This is a genomic window from Promicromonospora vindobonensis, assembly GCF_042685865.1.
GTDB lineage: Bacteria > Actinomycetota > Actinomycetes > Actinomycetales > Cellulomonadaceae > Promicromonospora > Promicromonospora vindobonensis.
This window is the reverse complement of record NZ_JBHUOG010000002.1, coordinates 223,420-238,784: the sequence shown is the minus strand read 5'-3', so window position 1 is coordinate 238,784 and position 15,365 is coordinate 223,420. Positions and strand designations below refer to the sequence as shown.

Sequence of the window (15,365 nt, the reverse complement as noted above, 5' to 3'; positions counted from 1 at the left end):
GGCTCCCGCCAACGGCCCATGGGTACTTATATCCATGGTCTGCGTGCGACGCGCCCAGTATCCTCGCTGATCAGCAGTGGTGTCGGACGGTGGCCTGTGCGGGCCGTGGACGGACGGAGAGGACGGGTCGATGGCTGATCTGAAAGTGGATCTGGATGCAGTGCGGGAGCTGGGTTCGAGTCTGACGACAGTGGCGAACGAGTTCGAGAACGCGAATGCGAACAGCGACCGGATCGCCGGCGCCGTAGGGCACGAGGGCTTGGCGGGCGTGGTGCGGGACTTCGCACACAAGTGGGATGACACCCGGGAGAAGATGACCGAGAACCTGAAGATGCTGGCCGAGTCGTCCACGCAGGTGGCTGACGCGTTCACGCAGGTCGATGGAGATCTCACCAAGGGGCTTCAGGGCGAGGGCGCATGAGGCCGTCTGATTGGTCGCCGGTGGGGTTGGATGCTGATCCCACTCCGGGTGATCCGGTGCTGGTCCTCTCGGGTGGGCAGGAGTATCTGGAGGTCGCTGAGTCGATCGACAGTGCCGCCTCCTCGATGTCCCGGTTGGACGTGGACGGGACCATCTCCCAGGCGGTGGACGCGTTGATGGCGACGAAGGAAGACACCATCGGCGAGGTCCGTAAGGCGCACGGCCGGTACGTCGCCGCGGGTGAGGCCCTGGTCGGGTACGCGTCGTCCCTGGAGCGGGTCCAGTCGGAGACGCTGGCTGCGTTGGACAAGGCGCGGGATGCGCAGGATCAGGTGCAGGCGGCGTCGGGGTCGAAGGACCGGTGGCAGGACCTGGCCGACAGTGCGAAGGACGAGACCGAGAAGCGGGAGTACGAGCAGAAGGCCGAGCAGGCCGGCGGCGACGCGGACCAGGCTGCCGGGATCATCTCCTCGGCGAAGTCGACGGTGGAGTCCGCGGTCTCGGACCGGGACCGGGCGGCGGAGCATGCGATCGACCGGATCGAGGAGATCACCTCCTCCGACGACCTGAACGACGGGTGGTGGGACAACTGGGGTTCCAAGCTCGTCGCCGCGATCGCGGACATCGCCGACATGATCTCCACCATCGCCGGGATCCTCGCGATCATCGTCGCGTTCATCCCCGTGGTCGGCACCGCCCTGGCAGGGGTACTCATAGTCATTGCCGCGGTCGCGGCCATAGTCAGTGCGGTCGCGAACATCACGCTTGCCGCGACGGGTGAACGCTCCTGGGCCGAAGCCGGGCTGGCGATCGCGGGCGCTGCGTTGTCGTTGATCGGTCTGGGTGCTGCGGCGAAGGCTGCGACCGGGCTGGCGAAGGGGATCAGCAAGACGGCGGTCAAGCAGGGCGTGCGGTCGGGCAAGAACTGCAAGCTGGGGTTCGGGGCCTGCTTCGTGGCCGGCACGCCCGTGCTGACCGCGGACGGCACCAAGCCGATCGAGGACATCACGGTCGGGGACAAGGTCTGGACCCGCAACCTCACCACCGGTCTGGACGAGCTGCAGCTGGTCGCCGAGACCTTCGTCCACCAGACCGTGGTCCTGCACCACCTGACCATCAACGGGTCCGTGCTCTCCACGACCGCGGAGCACCCGTTCATGGTCCAGGACAAGGGCTGGCAGATGGCCGGCAACCTGCATCCCGGCGACGTGCTGATCACCCCGGACGGCACCACCGTCCTGGAGGCCGTCGAGGTCGAGCAACGCGACCTCGCGGACATCGAGAACGTCTACAACTTCCACGTCGAGAACAACCTCAACTACTACGTCCACGCCGGCGACACACCCGTCCTCGTCCACAACGCGCACGCGCCCAAGCCGCCGGATTTGGTCACGGCGAGGAGCGGGGAAGTCATCGACCGGGCGAAGATCAATACCCGGATCAGCAGGCAGAAGCAGGACAGACACGTCGAGGACAGCCCGATCTACCGCCATGGTGGATATTTCAAGGCCGAGAACGTGGGGGATGCGCAAAAGGTTCTCGACGAATTCCATAACGGAACGGCCGCGGTGATCGGGCTCAAGAACCCCGGACCGGATGCGTTCATCGCCGTGGAGTCGCCGAACATCACGGCGTTCAACCACAACCCGAGAGCTGGTTTCCCGAACCAGCCGACCAACACATTTTTCATCAAGGGCAGCGCGAGCCCAAGCGTCGTTCCTACAACCCCAGGATGGACCCCATGACACTGCCGACACCAGAAGATCTGGGCAACGCCCCCGTGTGGGAGAACTACATCATCGCTCAGACGACCCAGGCATCCCTCGGACTCATCCCGCAGGGCGCTCTGGCATTCGGGGTCGCCGTCGACGGTCTCACCGTGACCCTCACGTGCCAACTGCGGGAGATCGGCGATGCGGACACGGCGGACCTTGAGGAAATCGCCCAAGAACTCTCCATGCTGCTGGGGGAGCACGTCTCCGTCACCATCGCACAAGAGGTGCACGACACACCTACCATCACCCCTCACGACACAGTGGCCTGGACGTTCATCGCACGTTCAGAAGAAGCCTCCTCGTGATATTTGCACCACGCCTATCCCGGAACGGTCCCCGTCAGGACCGGAACGAAGGAGACCCACAGGTATGAGCGGGGACGGCACACCCCAGATCCAGGTCTTCCCCGCTCCGGAGGAACCGGCCAAGTCCCACCAGCTCTGTCTGTTCTCCACGACGCAGACCCTGGGCGAGTTCTTGGCAGCACGCAGCACGGTGACGCGCTCCAACAGGTCGTCGTCGACGCCGCTGGGCCCCATCCCATGATCCTCGGGGTCACCGAGACGCTGGCGCTCCTCGACCCGCAGCCCCCCGCCGACGACCCGACCGGTTCGACGAGACGGGCGCCGGGATCAGCAGCGAGGCCCTGCACGTCCTCGGCACGGTCGAAGTTGCAGATCAGCAAGGCGGCCGCTGATCGTGACGGAGTCGATGCGTTGTACTACCTGGAGGACGGAACGCCATCGAGCGCTATCGACCAGGCCAAGAAGTGGTTCGGTGACAGCTACGTGCACAGTTTTCCCAAGGAGTGAGAATGTCTGACGGATTCATGATCTGGTTCCTTCGTGGGGAACCCACGGGACGCGTCATCGACCACCTGGCTGGCACAGGCGCCGCACTGGCCTATCCGATCGGCGAGGGAAAAGTCAGCGTTCTTGATCTCGAGGGAACACAGCAGATCGTCTCCAGCGAAGCCTTCATGCCGTTGCTGGAGGACAACGACTCCCCATCGCTGACTTTCCAGATGTGGTACTCCATGGCGGAGGACATGGTCGTCACGATCCAGCGCAACCTCCCTGGAGCCTCGTCAGATACTGCGTCCTATGCCGTGACCTGCTCCCTGGACGGACTTGAGACCGACCAGGTCGAATCAGCAATTGCCGGTGCGGACCGGCTCGTGAGTGAGTCATCCGACGAGGTCATCGGAATCGTGATCGACAAGCGCGGCAGCACAGAAGACTTCGATTGGGAGGCGTTCATCGCGGATCCGAGCACCACTCCGCCCGCTCCCGATCGACTGGTGGTGCGGTGCGAGGCCCTCGAAGGTCCCGCCGTGGATCGCGGCGCTTGGTCGATGGGCAGGCCGACGGCAGATCTGGCTACTTTTGGAGGCTGACTGGAGCCCTCCCGTGATCCCGCACCCGTCCAAGAACGGTCCCCGTCAGGACCAGAACGAAGGAGACACTCACCAATGAGCGACGCATCGTCCCAGGCCGGACCGCTCGGGCCCGACGACGAGAGGTCGCGGCCCGCCGTCGACCCCCAGTCCGACGTCGGCTCGCCAGCGCTCGCCCTGGCCCTCGCGGCGGGTGACCGCGCCGCCGTCGGCGAGGCGCTGCGGGACGACGCCGTCGTCGTGCCGGTCCTCGACCGCGGTGACGGCACGCCGCAGGTGCAGGCGTTCCCGGCTCCCGAAGGATCAGCCAAGCCCTACCGGCTGCACCTGTTCTCCACGACGCAGACGCTGGGCGAGTTCCTGAGGGACGCACCGGACCGGGCCTTCAGCCTGCGCCGGCGCGAGTCGCTGGCTCCCTTCATCACGCGGCACGGCGACGCGCTCGATCAGGTGGTCATCGATTCCGCCGGTCCCAGCCCGATGACGTTCGGGGTTGCCGAGACCCTGGCTCTCCTCGACCCGCAGCCGCCCGCCGACGACCCCACCGGCCTGTTCGACGAGACCGGCGCCGGGATCAGCGGCGAGGCCCTCCACGCCCTGGGCACCGTCGACGAGCCCGGCGGGTTCCGCGGTATCGGCATCGAGATGAACCTGCCCGACCACTGGGCCATCATCGAGCTCGACGAGCCCGAGCAGCGCGAACGCCAGATCCGCGAGATCGTCAAGCAGCAGACGGCGAAGCTGGGCGACCGTTCCGCTCCCCTGCGGCGCGACCTGCGCCAGAAGATGATCGAGGTGGCCGACAAGGCCGAGGCCGCAGGCGGCAAGGCCATGGCGTACCTGCTCCTGCCCGGCCAGGAGGCCACGCTCGCGCTGAACGTGACCCTGTACTGGCACGACCTGGGCCCCGAGGCGGGGAGCGCGAGCCACCTCCAGCGCATCCAGGACCGGCTCGGCGCCAACCCGGGGCCCGACGACGCGCTGACGCGCACCGAGACCCTGTCGGGCCCGTTCCTGCGCCACATCCGGCTCACGCACGGCTCCGAGGAGGTCGGCGGCGAGGACGTCCCGCTGCTCCTGATCGACTACTGGGCCGAGGCACCGGGCAAGCAGTCGGTCGCCCGGCTGGCGTTCTCCACCCCGCACGTCGGGATCCGCGAGGAGATGCTGCGGCTGACCGACAAGATCCTGTTCTCCACCGAGTGGATCCTCGGCCAGCCCAGCGACAACACTCCCGAGGACGCTGCACCGGAGACCGGCCCTGCCACGCCCGCGCCAGCCACGCCGAGTCCGTCCGGCGTCTGACCCGGCCGGAGCCCTGCTGAGCCGCACAGCACGGTCAGCCCCACGGCACCCGCACTCCGAGGCAGCGCCCGGTGCTCACGAGGGCGTCCGCCACGTCGTCGGGCAGCTCCACGCCGTGCGCGAGCGCGTCCTCGTGACGGCGCCACTCGAGCTGGCCGGGGTGGAGGATCTCCCTCGCTCCGCCGGCGAGGGGCGCAGCGTGCAGCCGGTCGAGGTAGTCGTCGACCCGCTGCCCGAACGGTGGCGAGCCGCCGAGCACCACCGGGTCGATCACGACGAAGACGTGCGCGACACCGTTGGGCGCCTCGGGCTCGAACAGCCACGAGGGAATCTGGTCCGACGTCGGCCCGGACGCCAGGACACCGGTCAGGACGTCCACGAGGACCGCCAGCCCGTAGCCCTTGTGCGCCGACATCGGCACCATGGCGCCCTCTGCGGGGTAGCGCGACGGGTCCGTGGTGGGCCGGCCGGCGCCGTCGACGATCCAGCCCTCCGGGACACGCTCCCCCGCGTCGCGTGCCGCGACGACCTTGAGGGAGGCGACCTGGCTGAGGGCGATGTCCAGCATCACCGGCGGGTGCCGGCCCGCAGGAACCGCATAGGCGAGCGGGTTGTTGCCGAGCACCTTCCCGCGAGCGCCAGGAACCGTCATGTTGGGGTCCACGTTGCTGCCCACGATGCCGACCATCCCGGCCTCGGCGGCCGCGAGCGCGTACAGGCCCGCAGCCCCGAAGTGGGTGGATTCCCCGACGACCACCAGCGCCACACCCGTGGTCCGCGCCTTCTCGACGGCGACGCGCACCCCGGTGTGGCCGCCGACCATGCCAAGGCCCCGGTGCGCGTCCAGGAGGCAGTACGCGGGCCCGTCGACGACGGTGGTCGGCGTGGCAGCGAGGTCCAGGCCGCCGCGCCGTGCCTTGTCGAGGTAGCCGCCGAGGTTCTTCAGCCCGTGGGAGTGCACGCCGAACGCGTCGGTACGCACGAGGTGGCCGGCCGCGGTCCTCGCGTGCTGCACGGGAGCCCCGGCTGCGACCAGGCACGACACGGCGAACTCCTCGAGCTCGCGGCAGGGCACGCGCAGGGCCGGGCTCACATCGTCATCCCGCCGTCGACGACCAGCACCGAGCCGGTCATGAACGCCGCGTCGCTCGACGCCGCGTAGGCGATGGCCGCGGCGATCTCCTCGGGCAGAGCCAGGCGGCCGAGCGGCTGACGCGCGACGAAGGCCGCCTCCTGCGCGGCCGGATCGGGGGCTGCGGCGATCTTGTCCGCGAGCGCCGGGGTGAGCGTGGTCCCTGGGCAGACGCAGTTGACCCGGATGCCGTCGCCGACGTGGTCGGCTGCCATGGACCGGGTCAGGGCGACGGTGGCGCCCTTGGTCGCCGCGTAGACCGCGCGTTCGCGATGCCCTTTGAGAGCGGCCACGGAGGCGACGTTCACGATGACGCCGCGGGTCTCGCGCAGCGCGGGCAGCGCGGCGCGGCACATGTGGATCATGCCCTTGACGTTGACGGCGAGCATGCGTTCGAGGTCGGTGTCCGACGTCGTCTCGACGGTCCCGGGGATCGCTATGCCGGCGTTGTTGACGAGGACGTCGAGGCGGCCGAACCGTTCCAGGGCCGTGGCGACAGCGGCGGTGGCCGTGGCGGGGTCGGCGACGTCACCGGGGGCGAGTGCCGCGCGGCCGCCGTCGGCCAGGATGGCCGAGACGGTGCGTGCGCTGCTCGCCGCGCTCCGGGCGTTGACGACGACGGCTGCGCCGCGGCGCGCGAACAGCACCGCGGTCTCGCGGCCGATGCCCGCGCCGGCACCGGTCACGAGCGCGGTACGGCCCGTGAGGTCGCCGGTCATGGTGCCGCTCCGGTGGTCCCGAACACGAGGTCGGGCAGCCAGAGGCTCAGCTCGGGCACCAGGATGACGGCGAGCAGCAGCGTTCCGATCGCGCCGAACAGGTAGCCGGACTGCCGCAGGTAGGCCGGGACGGTGGTCTCGAACATCGAGCAGGCGATCAGCATCACGATGCCGACCGGTGGGGTGAGCAGGCCGAGGGTGAGCGTCAGCACCATGACGATCCCGAAGTGGACCGGGTCGATCCCGGCGCGCTCCGCCACGGGGACGAGCATGGTGGTGAGCAGGAGGATCAGCACGGTGGAGTCCATGAACATCCCGACCACGAGCAGCGCGACGACCAGGATCAGCATGAGGAGGGTCGGGTTCTCCGTGATGCCCAGGAGGCCGTCCATCAGCCGTTGCGGGATCCTGTCCCAGGTCAGGCCGCGGGTCCACGAGCCGGAGACGGCGATGAGGAACATGATCATGCCGACGTCGACCGCCGTGTCCGCCAGCGCGCGCCCCAGCCGCTGCCACGAGAGCTCTCGGTAGAACAGCGCCCCGACGAGCACCGCGTACGCGACGGCGAACGCACCCGCCTCGGACGGCGTGAAGTACCCGAACCTCAGGCCGAGGATCAGGATCACGGGGAACATCAGGGCCCACATGCTCCTGGCCGCGGCCCCACCGATCTCGCGGGGCGGTGACATGCGGGGGCGCTCGCGCGGATAGTCGTTCCGGTGCGCGGACACGCCGACCGCGGCCATGAGGAGCAGCGCCATGAGGACGCCCGGCAGCACGCCCGCGACGAAGAGGCGGCCGATCGAGACCTCGCCGAGCGTCCCGTACAGGATCAGCCCGGTTCCTGGCGGAACGAGCGTGGTGATGATCGCGGAGGTACCGATCAGCCCGGCCGCGAAGCCGGGCGCATAGCCGCGGGCGGTCATCCCCGGGCCGAGGACGCGGCCGAACATCGTGGCGTCCCCGATCGCCGAGCTGGTCACGCCGCCCATCGTGAACGCCGTCACGACGTTCACGTGGCCGAGGCCCGCGCGCAGGTGTCCCGTGAGGGCGGACGACAGGTCCAGCAGGCGCCGCGTCATCCCGGACTCGTTGAGGAAGTTCCCCGCGAGCACGAACAGGGGTATCGCGAGGATGGCGAAGTTCTGCGTCTGCGTCAGGGTGAGCTGGGCGGCGACGGTCAGGTCGGCCGTGGGCTCCGACAGGTAGTAGAGGAATCCCGAGACACCGATCGCGAAGGCCACGGGCATGCCGAGGGCGACAAGGATCAGGAAGACCACGAAGACGGTGATCACAGGCCGGCTCCTTGCGCCTCGCCGGCAGTCTCCCCAGCGGGGCCGGGCGGGCCGGGCGCTCGCAGCGTCGCGACGTCGCCGTGGATCCTCCGCAGCGTCGTGAGGAGCATGAGCAGGCAGCCGACCGGTACGGACAGCGTGACCCAGGTGTAGCTGAGCCACGGCAGGCCGCTGAAGCTCCGGTCGGCGGCGTCGCCGGCGAGCTGCACGCCCGTCACCACCATGGCGACGAGGAACACGGCGATGAGCAGGTCGTTGGCGAGCCGGACGCCGGTACGAGGCCGGGCTGGGAACCGGGCCACGAGCGTGTCGATGGTCACCATCCGGTCCCGCCGCCAGGCGACGTCGGCCCCGACGAACACCGCCCACGCGAACACGAACGTGGCCAGGTCGACCGTCCAGGACAGCGGGCGCCCGACCGTTCGGGACGTCGCCGAGACGAGCACCAGCAGCGTCATCAGCACCAGGCAGGCCTGCGTGAAGCGGAGCTCGACCCGGCCGAGCTTCTCGTAGAGGCGGGTCATCCCTTGCCGATCTCCGACCAGATCCGCTCCCTGGCCTCTGTGAGTCCGAGCGTCTCGTAGGCCGCCTCGCCCGCCGTACGGAACGCGTCGACGTCAGGGCTCTCGTTGATCGTCATGCCCTGCTCGACCAGCTCTGCCTTGATGCCGTCGATCTGTTCCTCCATGGCCCGCGACGTCGCGAGGCCTGCTCGGTCCGCCTCCTCGACGAGGATCTCCTGGTACTCGGTGGGCAACGAGTCGAACCACTCGCTGCTCACCACCTCGAAGTTGATCAGCAGGATGTGGCCCGTCTCGCTGGCGTGGCTCAGCACTTCCTGGAGATTGCCGCCGGGGATGTTGGCGTAGACGAGCTCCGCACCGTCGACGGCGCCCTGCTGGATCCCCGGGTACACCTCGCCGAAGTCCATGGCTACCGGTTCCGCGCCGAGCGCCCGGACGGACTCCTGCCAGATCGGCGAGCCCGGTGTGCGGATGCGCAGCCCGTCGAGGTCCTCCGGCGTGTCGACCGGCTCGTTCGTGAAGAAGTGCCGGTGCGTCTGGACCCAGTTGAACGAGATCACCTTCAGGCCCTGCTGCTCCAGCTCGTCGAGGTACCCCTGCAGCGTCTCGCTCTCGGCAAGCCGTTCGACCTCCGCCAGGTCGTCGGCGAAGTACGGGCCGTTCATCACCGCGATGTCCTCGACGTACTGCCCGAGCCGGGCCGCGTCGGTGTTCTGCCCGATGTTCGCGCCACCCTGGATCTGCTCGATGATGTCTTCCTCGACACCTAGCTGTGCCGCGGGGTAGACCTCGATCGTCAGGCCGCCGTCGGTCCGTTCCTCCACCGCCTCGGCCCAGTCGAGGAAACCCTGGTGGAACGGCTCGCTCTCGGCGAGCACATGGTTGAAGCGGAGCTGGTACTCGCCCTGCCCCGCATCCTGCCCGTCCGTGCAGCCTGCGCCCCCCATCGCCGCCGCAACGGCGATAGATACTACCAATGCCTTCTGTCGACTGAGCATAATCGCCCCTTCGCACCACGTTGTACGCCGGATTCTCGCCTATAGACGATGTTGCCACTCCGCGGTTCCAGGAACAAGTACTCTCTTTTAAATCCGTGCCCCGGTGTCGACGTGCCGTAGCCGGCCTCAGTCCGGCAGCACGAACTCCGCACGCACCCGGGACACGAGCAGCCGCGAGTACACCTCCGCGGCCTCCGGCATGCGCTCACGGATAGCCCGGGCCGTTGTCACGTGGTGCTCCAGCACGGCATGGACGGGATCCGACGGCGACATGCCGAGCCGCGTGCGCCCGACCATCACGGTCTTGACCACCTGGTCCAGGGCCGCGAGCATCTCGTTGCCGCTCGCCCGCAGCATCGTCTGGTGGAACTCGACGTCGGTCTCGAGGTACTCCTGGGTCTGCCCCAGCCCTTGTCGTCCCATGTCGACGAGGCGCTCGGCGAGCACCACGAGCCGGTCCCGCTCGGCGTCGGTCGCATGGTCGGCGGCACCGCGGGCCGCCGTCGGCTCCACCGCCACCCTCAGGTCCAGGAGCGTGCGCAGCTGAGCGTCCCGTCCGGGGCCCGACAGACGCCACTCGATCACCTGAGGGCTCAGCACGTTCCAGTGCTCCTGGGGGGCGACGATCAGGCCGACCCTGCGCCGCGCCTCGACCATGCCGAGCGACTCCAGGAGGCGCATCGCCTCGCGCGCGACCGTGCGCGAGACACCGTTCTCCTTCTCCAGCCCCGCGAGGTTGACCACGCTGCCTGCGGGCAGCTCCCCGCCGGCGATCTGTCGTCCCAGGACGTCGGCCACGTGCTGGTGCAGTGAGCTGGTTGCCACCGAGGCATCATCGCACCTGGCGTAGTCTGCCGCGCATGGCCAGGACGATCGCTACCAACACCACCGTGACCCGTGAGGAGCTGCTGGAGTTCCTCCGCTCGCGCCGCAACGGGATCCTCGTGACCAGCCGGGCCGACGGCGCCCCGCAGCTCAGCCCCGTCACGTACGGCGTGGACCCCGAGGGTCGCGTCGTCGTCTCGACGTACCCCGAGCGCGCCAAGGTGCGGAACCTGCGGAAGCGGCCCGCGGCGTCGTTCATGGCGCTCGGCGAGGGCTTCAACGAGGCGTGGGTCCAGGTGGACGGCACCGCCGAGGTGCTGGACGTCCCCGAGTCCGTCGAACCGCTGGTCGACTACTTCCGCGCCGCCGCAGGCAAGGAGCACCCCGACTGGGACGAGTACCGCGCTGCCATGGTCGAGCAGGGCAAGTCGATCGTGCGGGTCACCATCGAGCGCTGGGGCCCGATCGCGACGGGCGGGTTCCCCGCGCGGCTCGCGCAGTGACGACGTAGCCCGAGCCGGCCGCACGGTCTGAGAACATGTGCCGGTGCGAGAGATCAGGCAGAGCCGCAAGCTGAAGTCAGTCCGCTACGACGTCCGGGGTCCCATCCTCGAGGAGGCGTACCGACTGGAGGCCGAGGGTCACAAGATCCTCAAGCTGAACATCGGCAACCCCGCCCCGTTCGGGTTCGAGGCGCCCGAGGCGATCCTCGCGGACATGATCCACCACCTGCCCGAGGCGCAGGGCTACAGCGACAGCCGTGGCATCTACTCGGCACGTACCGCCGTGGCGCACTACTACCAGTCGCACGGCCTCGACACCCACGTGGACGACGTCTACATCGGCAACGGCGTCTCCGAGATGATCAGCCTGGTGCTCCAGGCCCTGGTCGACGACGGCGACGAGGTGCTGGTTCCTGCGCCGGACTACCCGCTGTGGACCGGGGCCGTGAGCCTGCAGGGCGGAACGCCCGTGCACTACCGCTGCGACGAGGCCAACGGCTGGAACCCGGACCTCGAGGACATCGAGTCGCTGATCACCCCCGCCACCAAGGCACTGGTGATCATCAACCCGAACAACCCCACGGGGGCCGTGTACAGCGAGTCCACCGTCAAGGGCCTCGCGGAGCTGGCGCGCAAGCACGACCTGGTGCTCCTGAGCGACGAGATCTACGAGAAGATCCTGTTCGACGGCGCCACGCACCACCACACCGCCACCTACGCCGCCGACGACGTCCTGTGCATCACGTTCAGCGGGCTGTCCAAGGCGTACCGGATCTGCGGCTACCGGTCGGGCTGGGCCATGATCTCGGGACCCAAGCACCGCGCGGCCGACTTCATCGAGGGCCTCACCCTCGTGGCGAACATGCGCATGTGCGCGAACGTCCCGGCACAGCACGCCATCCAGACGGCACTGGGCGGCCACCAGTCGATCGACCAGCTGGTCCAGCCCGGCGGGCGCTTCTACGAGCAGTCGATGCTCGCCGACAAGCTGCTCAACGACATCCCGGGCGTCACGTCCGTCCGTCCCCGCGGGGCGCTGTACTGCTTCCCCCGCCTGGACCCCGAGGTGTACCCGATCAAGGACGACGAGGCGTTCGTGATCGGCCTGCTCCGCGCCAAGAAGATCCTGGTGACGCACGGCACCGGGTTCAACTGGCCGGAGCCGGACCACTTCCGCCTGGTGACGCTGCCCGACGTCGACGTGCTCACCGAGGCGATCGGCCGCATCGCCGAGCACCTGGAGACTCTGCGCGGCTGAGCCCCGCCCGCTGGCCGAGCGTGTCGAGACCGGTTTCGACACGCTCGACCAACGGGAGTCAGCGTCCGGCGCCCACCATCGGCCGCGCGTGCTCGGCGCGACGCCGTCGAACGCAAGATCATGGCGTCGAGTGAAACAGTCCACTCCGGGGGCACAACAAAAGTTCGACCGCGCACCGGGCGCCTGGCGACCCCTACGTACTGCACGCCGTCGTCGGCGTGTCGCGCGCACTGCGTAGGGGTGGATGGTCGGCGTCAGCCAACCGCGCGTGGGTGTGCATGTCGTGGTGCCCGTCCGCGTGCAGCGCCGCTCCGAGACGCTTTCCCTCCAAGCCGAAGCCTGCCTTCTCCGCGACACGGCAGGACGCCAGGTTCAGTGTCGAGTGCTGCAGCTCGAGACGCCGGAAACCCACGCCGAATGCCCACTGGCCCACCGCCATCACGGCGCGCAGCTCGACGCCGTTCTCCAGCGAGAACGTGGGCTGCGGCGTCCCCGCGAGGGCGCCGGGCGCAACGGTGTGCGAGACGAGTTCGGCCATGGCCCCACGGTGGTGCCGCAGTTCACGGCCACGGGGACCCACGCGTCGGCGGCCGGGCGTAGGTCGCTGAGCGGTGGCGGGAGGCGCCTCAGAACAGCGTCTCGCCCCCGACATCGACGCCCACGGACGCCGCGCCGGCCCCGTCGGCCCGCACCCCGCTGAACGCACCCCGTGGGTAGTCGCCCTCCACGTGCTGGTTGCCCTCGTCCGCTCCGGCGGCCCGGGAGCGGTGCATGGCGGTGCTGCCCAGCCCGCGCTCGTCGATCAGCGGCCGTACTCGCTCCCAGAGCCAGTCCCGGTAGCCCTTGTGCGCGTAGGCACCGCGAGCGTAGACCCGGCCGTAGCCCTCCACCAGGTGCGGATGTTCCCGCTCGAGCCAGCCCAGGTACCACTCTCTGGCGCCGGGTCGCAGGTGCAGGGGCAGGACGGTGACGCCGGTCGCGCCGGCGTCGACCAGGGTGTCGAGGAGCCGTTCGAGGTGGGCTAGCGAGTCGGTGAGCCACGGCAGGACCGGCGCGACCATGACGCCGCAGGGCAGGCCGGCGGCCCTGATCGCACGGATCAGGTCGAGTCGGGCGCGTGGCGACGGCGTGCCGGGCTCGACGGCCTGCTGCAGCTCCCTGCCGGCAGGCGAGTCGGCGAAGGCGAGGGACACCCCGAGCCCGACGTCGACCTTCTCGGCGGCCTGCGTCAGCAGCGGAAGGTCACGTCGCAGGAGCGTGCCCTTGGTGAGGATCGAGAACGGCGTGCCCGAGTCCGCGAGCGCCGAGATGATGCCGGGCATGAGCTGGTAGCGGCCCTCTGCCCGCTGGTACGGGTCGGTGTTGGTGCCGAGCGCGACGGCCTCGTGGCTCCAGGAGGGTTTGGCGAGCTCGGCGCGGAGCACCTGGTCGGCGTTGACCTTGACGACGACCTGGGAGTCGAAGTCGTTCCCGGCGTCGAGATCCAAATATTCGTGGGTAATTCGAGCAAAACAGTAATTGCAGGCATGGGAGCAGCCACGGTAGGGGTTGATCGTCCACCGGAACGGCATCTGCGACGCCGCCGGCACCTTCGACAGCGCGCTCTTGGCCAGCACCTCGTGAAAGGTCACACCCGCGAACTCGGGCGACCGGACCGTGCGCAGCAGCCCGGCGGTGCGCAGCCCGGGCAGCTCGAGCCCGGGCAGCGCACCGTCGTCATGATTGATCGCCTGACCATGCCATCGCATACCTGATTCGAACATCCGTTCGAACAGACGTCAAGTCGCTACGGCGGCGGCGTCGAACGCGGGTCAGGTCAGGAGGCCGGGACCACCCGCGGCCAGCGGTCCTCGGCGGACGGCTCCCACGTCGCGGCGTCGGCATCCATCTGGTCACCGGAGCGGATGTCCTTGACCTGGTCAGCGCCTACGGCACCGTCCTCCCCCGCGGTTCCGGGGAACCACACGAACGGGATGCCGCGTCGGTCGGCGTACTTGATCTGCTTGCCGAACTTCGCAGCGCTCGGCGCCACCTCGACGGGGATGTCGCGGGCCCGCAGGGCGGTCGCCACGGCGTCGGACACCGCGCGCTGCTCCTCGGACGACACCGCCACGAGCACAGCGGACGGCACCGAACGCGTCGCCCGCACCAGCCCAGCGGACAGCAGGCGCGACACCAGGCGTGAGACACCGATCGACAGCCCGACACCCGGGTAGGTGTTCTTGCCGTCGGTGGCAAGCGTGTCGTAGCGACCGCCGGAGCAGACCGAACCGAGCTGCTCGTGCCCGACCAGCACCGTCTCGTACACCGAGCCCGTGTAGTAGTCGAGACCGCGCGCGATCTTCAGGTCCGCCACGACCACGCCCGGTGCGCGCTGGGAGGCCGCAGCGATCAGCGCCTCCAGCTCGCCAAGACCGGTCTCCAGCAGCTCCGTCACCGCGCCGTGCGACTCGGCGAGCGCACGCACCTCGGCGATCACCCCGACGTCGGATCCCGAGATGGACGCCAGGGCCAGGCAGGCCTTGGCCTGGTCCTCCGTCGCGCCGCACTCGGTCACCAGCAGCTCGGACACCTTGTCGGGCCCGATCTTGTCGAGCTTGTCGATCTGGCGCAGCACGCCTTCGACGTCGTCCAGCCCGATGCCGCGGTAGAAGCCTTCCGCGACCCTGCGGTTGTTCACCAGGATCCGCACGGGCGGCAGGCCGATCTCGGCCAGTGCGCCGAGCGCCTCCGCCATGACCAGCGGCGCCTCGACCTCGAAGTGGTACGGCAGCTCCCCCGCACCGACGACGTCGATGTCGGCCTGGATGAACTCGCGGAACCGGCCCTCCTGCGGGCGCTCGCCGCGCCAGACCTTCTGGATCTGGTAGCGCTTCAGGGGGAACGCGAGCTTGCCCGCGTTCTCCAGCACGTAGCGCGCGAACGGCACGGTCAGGTCGAAGTGCAGCCCGAGCTGCTTCTCGGAGCTCGCACGGCCTGCGCCGTCCTCGTCCTGCAGCCGAGAGAGCACGTAGACCTCCTTGGAGGTCTCGCCCTTCCGGAGAAGCTGGTCCAGCGGCTCCACGGCCCGCGTCTCGATCCCGGCGAACCCGTGCAGCTCGAAGGTGTGCCGCAGGGTGTCGAGGACGTGCTGCTCGACGATGCGACCGTCAGGGAGCCATTCGGGGAAACCGGAGAGAGGAGTGGGCTTTGCCATGCCACAGATCTTCCCACG

18 protein-coding genes are annotated in these 15,365 nt (G+C 69.1%); 9 read left to right on the top strand and 9 right to left on the bottom strand.

Annotation, left to right across the window (positions count from 1 at the left end):
• Positions 1-130 precede the first annotated feature (130 nt).
• From ACFS27_RS14335 to ACFS27_RS14305, 7 genes are all read left to right on the top strand, one after another.
• Positions 131-421, top strand: coding sequence for a hypothetical protein (locus ACFS27_RS14335; RefSeq protein WP_377184115.1), 291 nt, complete (start codon positions 131-133; stop codon positions 419-421).
• A 56-nt stretch (positions 422-477) separates the two neighbouring features.
• Positions 478-2,166: a polymorphic toxin-type HINT domain-containing protein gene (locus ACFS27_RS14330; RefSeq protein ID WP_377184113.1), complete on the top strand. Its 1,689-nt coding sequence runs from the start codon at positions 478-480 to the stop codon at positions 2,164-2,166.
• Positions 2,163-2,501 carry a hypothetical protein gene (locus tag ACFS27_RS14325; RefSeq protein ID WP_377184111.1) on the top strand — a complete coding sequence of 113 codons (339 nt, stop codon included), beginning with the start codon at positions 2,163-2,165 and terminating at the stop codon, positions 2,499-2,501. Before ACFS27_RS14330 ends, ACFS27_RS14325 begins: the two co-directional genes overlap by 4 nt.
• Positions 2,502-2,565: 64 nt before the next feature.
• Positions 2,566-2,742: a hypothetical protein gene (locus tag ACFS27_RS14320; protein ID WP_377184109.1), complete on the top strand. Its 177-nt coding sequence runs from the start codon at positions 2,566-2,568 to the stop codon at positions 2,740-2,742.
• Entirely contained in the window at positions 2,739-3,008 is a 270-nt protein-coding gene (locus ACFS27_RS14315; RefSeq protein ID WP_377184107.1) for a hypothetical protein, read from the top strand. Before ACFS27_RS14320 ends, ACFS27_RS14315 begins: the two co-directional genes overlap by 4 nt.
• 2 nt (positions 3,009-3,010) lie before the next feature.
• Positions 3,011-3,592, top strand: coding sequence for a hypothetical protein (locus ACFS27_RS14310; RefSeq protein WP_377184105.1), 582 nt, complete (start codon positions 3,011-3,013; stop codon positions 3,590-3,592).
• A 75-nt stretch (positions 3,593-3,667) separates the two neighbouring features.
• A complete protein-coding gene (locus ACFS27_RS14305; protein ID WP_377184103.1) occupies positions 3,668-4,897 on the top strand; it encodes a hypothetical protein in 1,230 nt (409 codons plus the stop codon).
• Between the two features lie 34 nt (positions 4,898-4,931).
• Here ACFS27_RS14305 and ACFS27_RS14300 read toward each other — a convergent pair whose 3' ends face one another.
• From ACFS27_RS14300 to ACFS27_RS14275, 6 genes are all read right to left on the bottom strand, one after another.
• On the bottom strand, positions 4,932-5,990 hold the full coding sequence (locus ACFS27_RS14300) for an Ldh family oxidoreductase (protein ID WP_377184101.1): 1,059 nt from the start codon (positions 5,988-5,990) through the stop codon (positions 4,932-4,934).
• Positions 5,987-6,748, bottom strand: a complete 762-nt coding sequence (locus ACFS27_RS14295; RefSeq protein ID WP_377184099.1) for an SDR family NAD(P)-dependent oxidoreductase — start codon at positions 6,746-6,748, stop codon at positions 5,987-5,989. The genes ACFS27_RS14300 and ACFS27_RS14295 overlap by 4 nt, the downstream gene beginning before the upstream one ends.
• A complete protein-coding gene (locus tag ACFS27_RS14290; protein WP_377184097.1) occupies positions 6,745-8,043 on the bottom strand; it encodes a TRAP transporter large permease in 1,299 nt (432 codons plus the stop codon). Before ACFS27_RS14290 ends, ACFS27_RS14295 begins: the two co-directional genes overlap by 4 nt.
• Positions 8,040-8,567: a TRAP transporter small permease gene (locus tag ACFS27_RS14285; protein WP_377184095.1), complete on the bottom strand. Its 528-nt coding sequence runs from the start codon at positions 8,565-8,567 to the stop codon at positions 8,040-8,042. The genes ACFS27_RS14290 and ACFS27_RS14285 overlap by 4 nt, the downstream gene beginning before the upstream one ends.
• The gene (locus ACFS27_RS14280) at positions 8,564-9,565 is read right to left on the bottom strand and encodes a C4-dicarboxylate TRAP transporter substrate-binding protein (protein ID WP_377184093.1); all 1,002 of its coding nucleotides are present in this window, start codon (positions 9,563-9,565) and stop codon (positions 8,564-8,566) included. The genes ACFS27_RS14285 and ACFS27_RS14280 overlap by 4 nt, the downstream gene beginning before the upstream one ends.
• Positions 9,566-9,691: 126 nt before the next feature.
• Entirely contained in the window at positions 9,692-10,390 is a 699-nt protein-coding gene (locus tag ACFS27_RS14275) for a FadR/GntR family transcriptional regulator (protein ID WP_377184091.1), read from the bottom strand.
• Between the two features lie 35 nt (positions 10,391-10,425).
• Here ACFS27_RS14275 and ACFS27_RS14270 point away from each other — a divergent pair, with 35 nt between their 5' ends.
• A complete protein-coding gene (locus tag ACFS27_RS14270; RefSeq protein WP_377184089.1) occupies positions 10,426-10,893 on the top strand; it encodes a PPOX class F420-dependent oxidoreductase in 468 nt (155 codons plus the stop codon).
• Positions 10,894-10,936: 43 nt separating this feature from the next.
• Positions 10,937-12,151: a pyridoxal phosphate-dependent aminotransferase gene (locus tag ACFS27_RS14265; protein WP_377184087.1), complete on the top strand. Its 1,215-nt coding sequence runs from the start codon at positions 10,937-10,939 to the stop codon at positions 12,149-12,151.
• 193 nt (positions 12,152-12,344) lie between these two features.
• Here ACFS27_RS14265 and ACFS27_RS14260 read toward each other — a convergent pair whose 3' ends face one another.
• The 3 genes from ACFS27_RS14260 to hisS all read right to left on the bottom strand — a co-directional run bounded on the left by ACFS27_RS14260 (position 12,345) and on the right by hisS (position 15,347).
• Positions 12,345-12,689, bottom strand: coding sequence for a GNAT family N-acetyltransferase (locus ACFS27_RS14260; protein ID WP_377184085.1), 345 nt, complete (start codon positions 12,687-12,689; stop codon positions 12,345-12,347).
• Positions 12,690-12,777: 88 nt separating this feature from the next.
• Complete coding sequence (locus ACFS27_RS14255) at positions 12,778-13,899, bottom strand: Rv2578c family radical SAM protein (RefSeq protein ID WP_377184083.1); 1,122 nt, start codon at positions 13,897-13,899, stop codon at positions 12,778-12,780.
• A 68-nt stretch (positions 13,900-13,967) separates the two neighbouring features.
• A complete protein-coding gene (gene hisS / locus ACFS27_RS14250) occupies positions 13,968-15,347 on the bottom strand; it encodes a histidine--tRNA ligase (RefSeq protein WP_377184081.1) in 1,380 nt (459 codons plus the stop codon).
• Between the last annotated feature and the right edge of the window lie 18 nt (positions 15,348-15,365).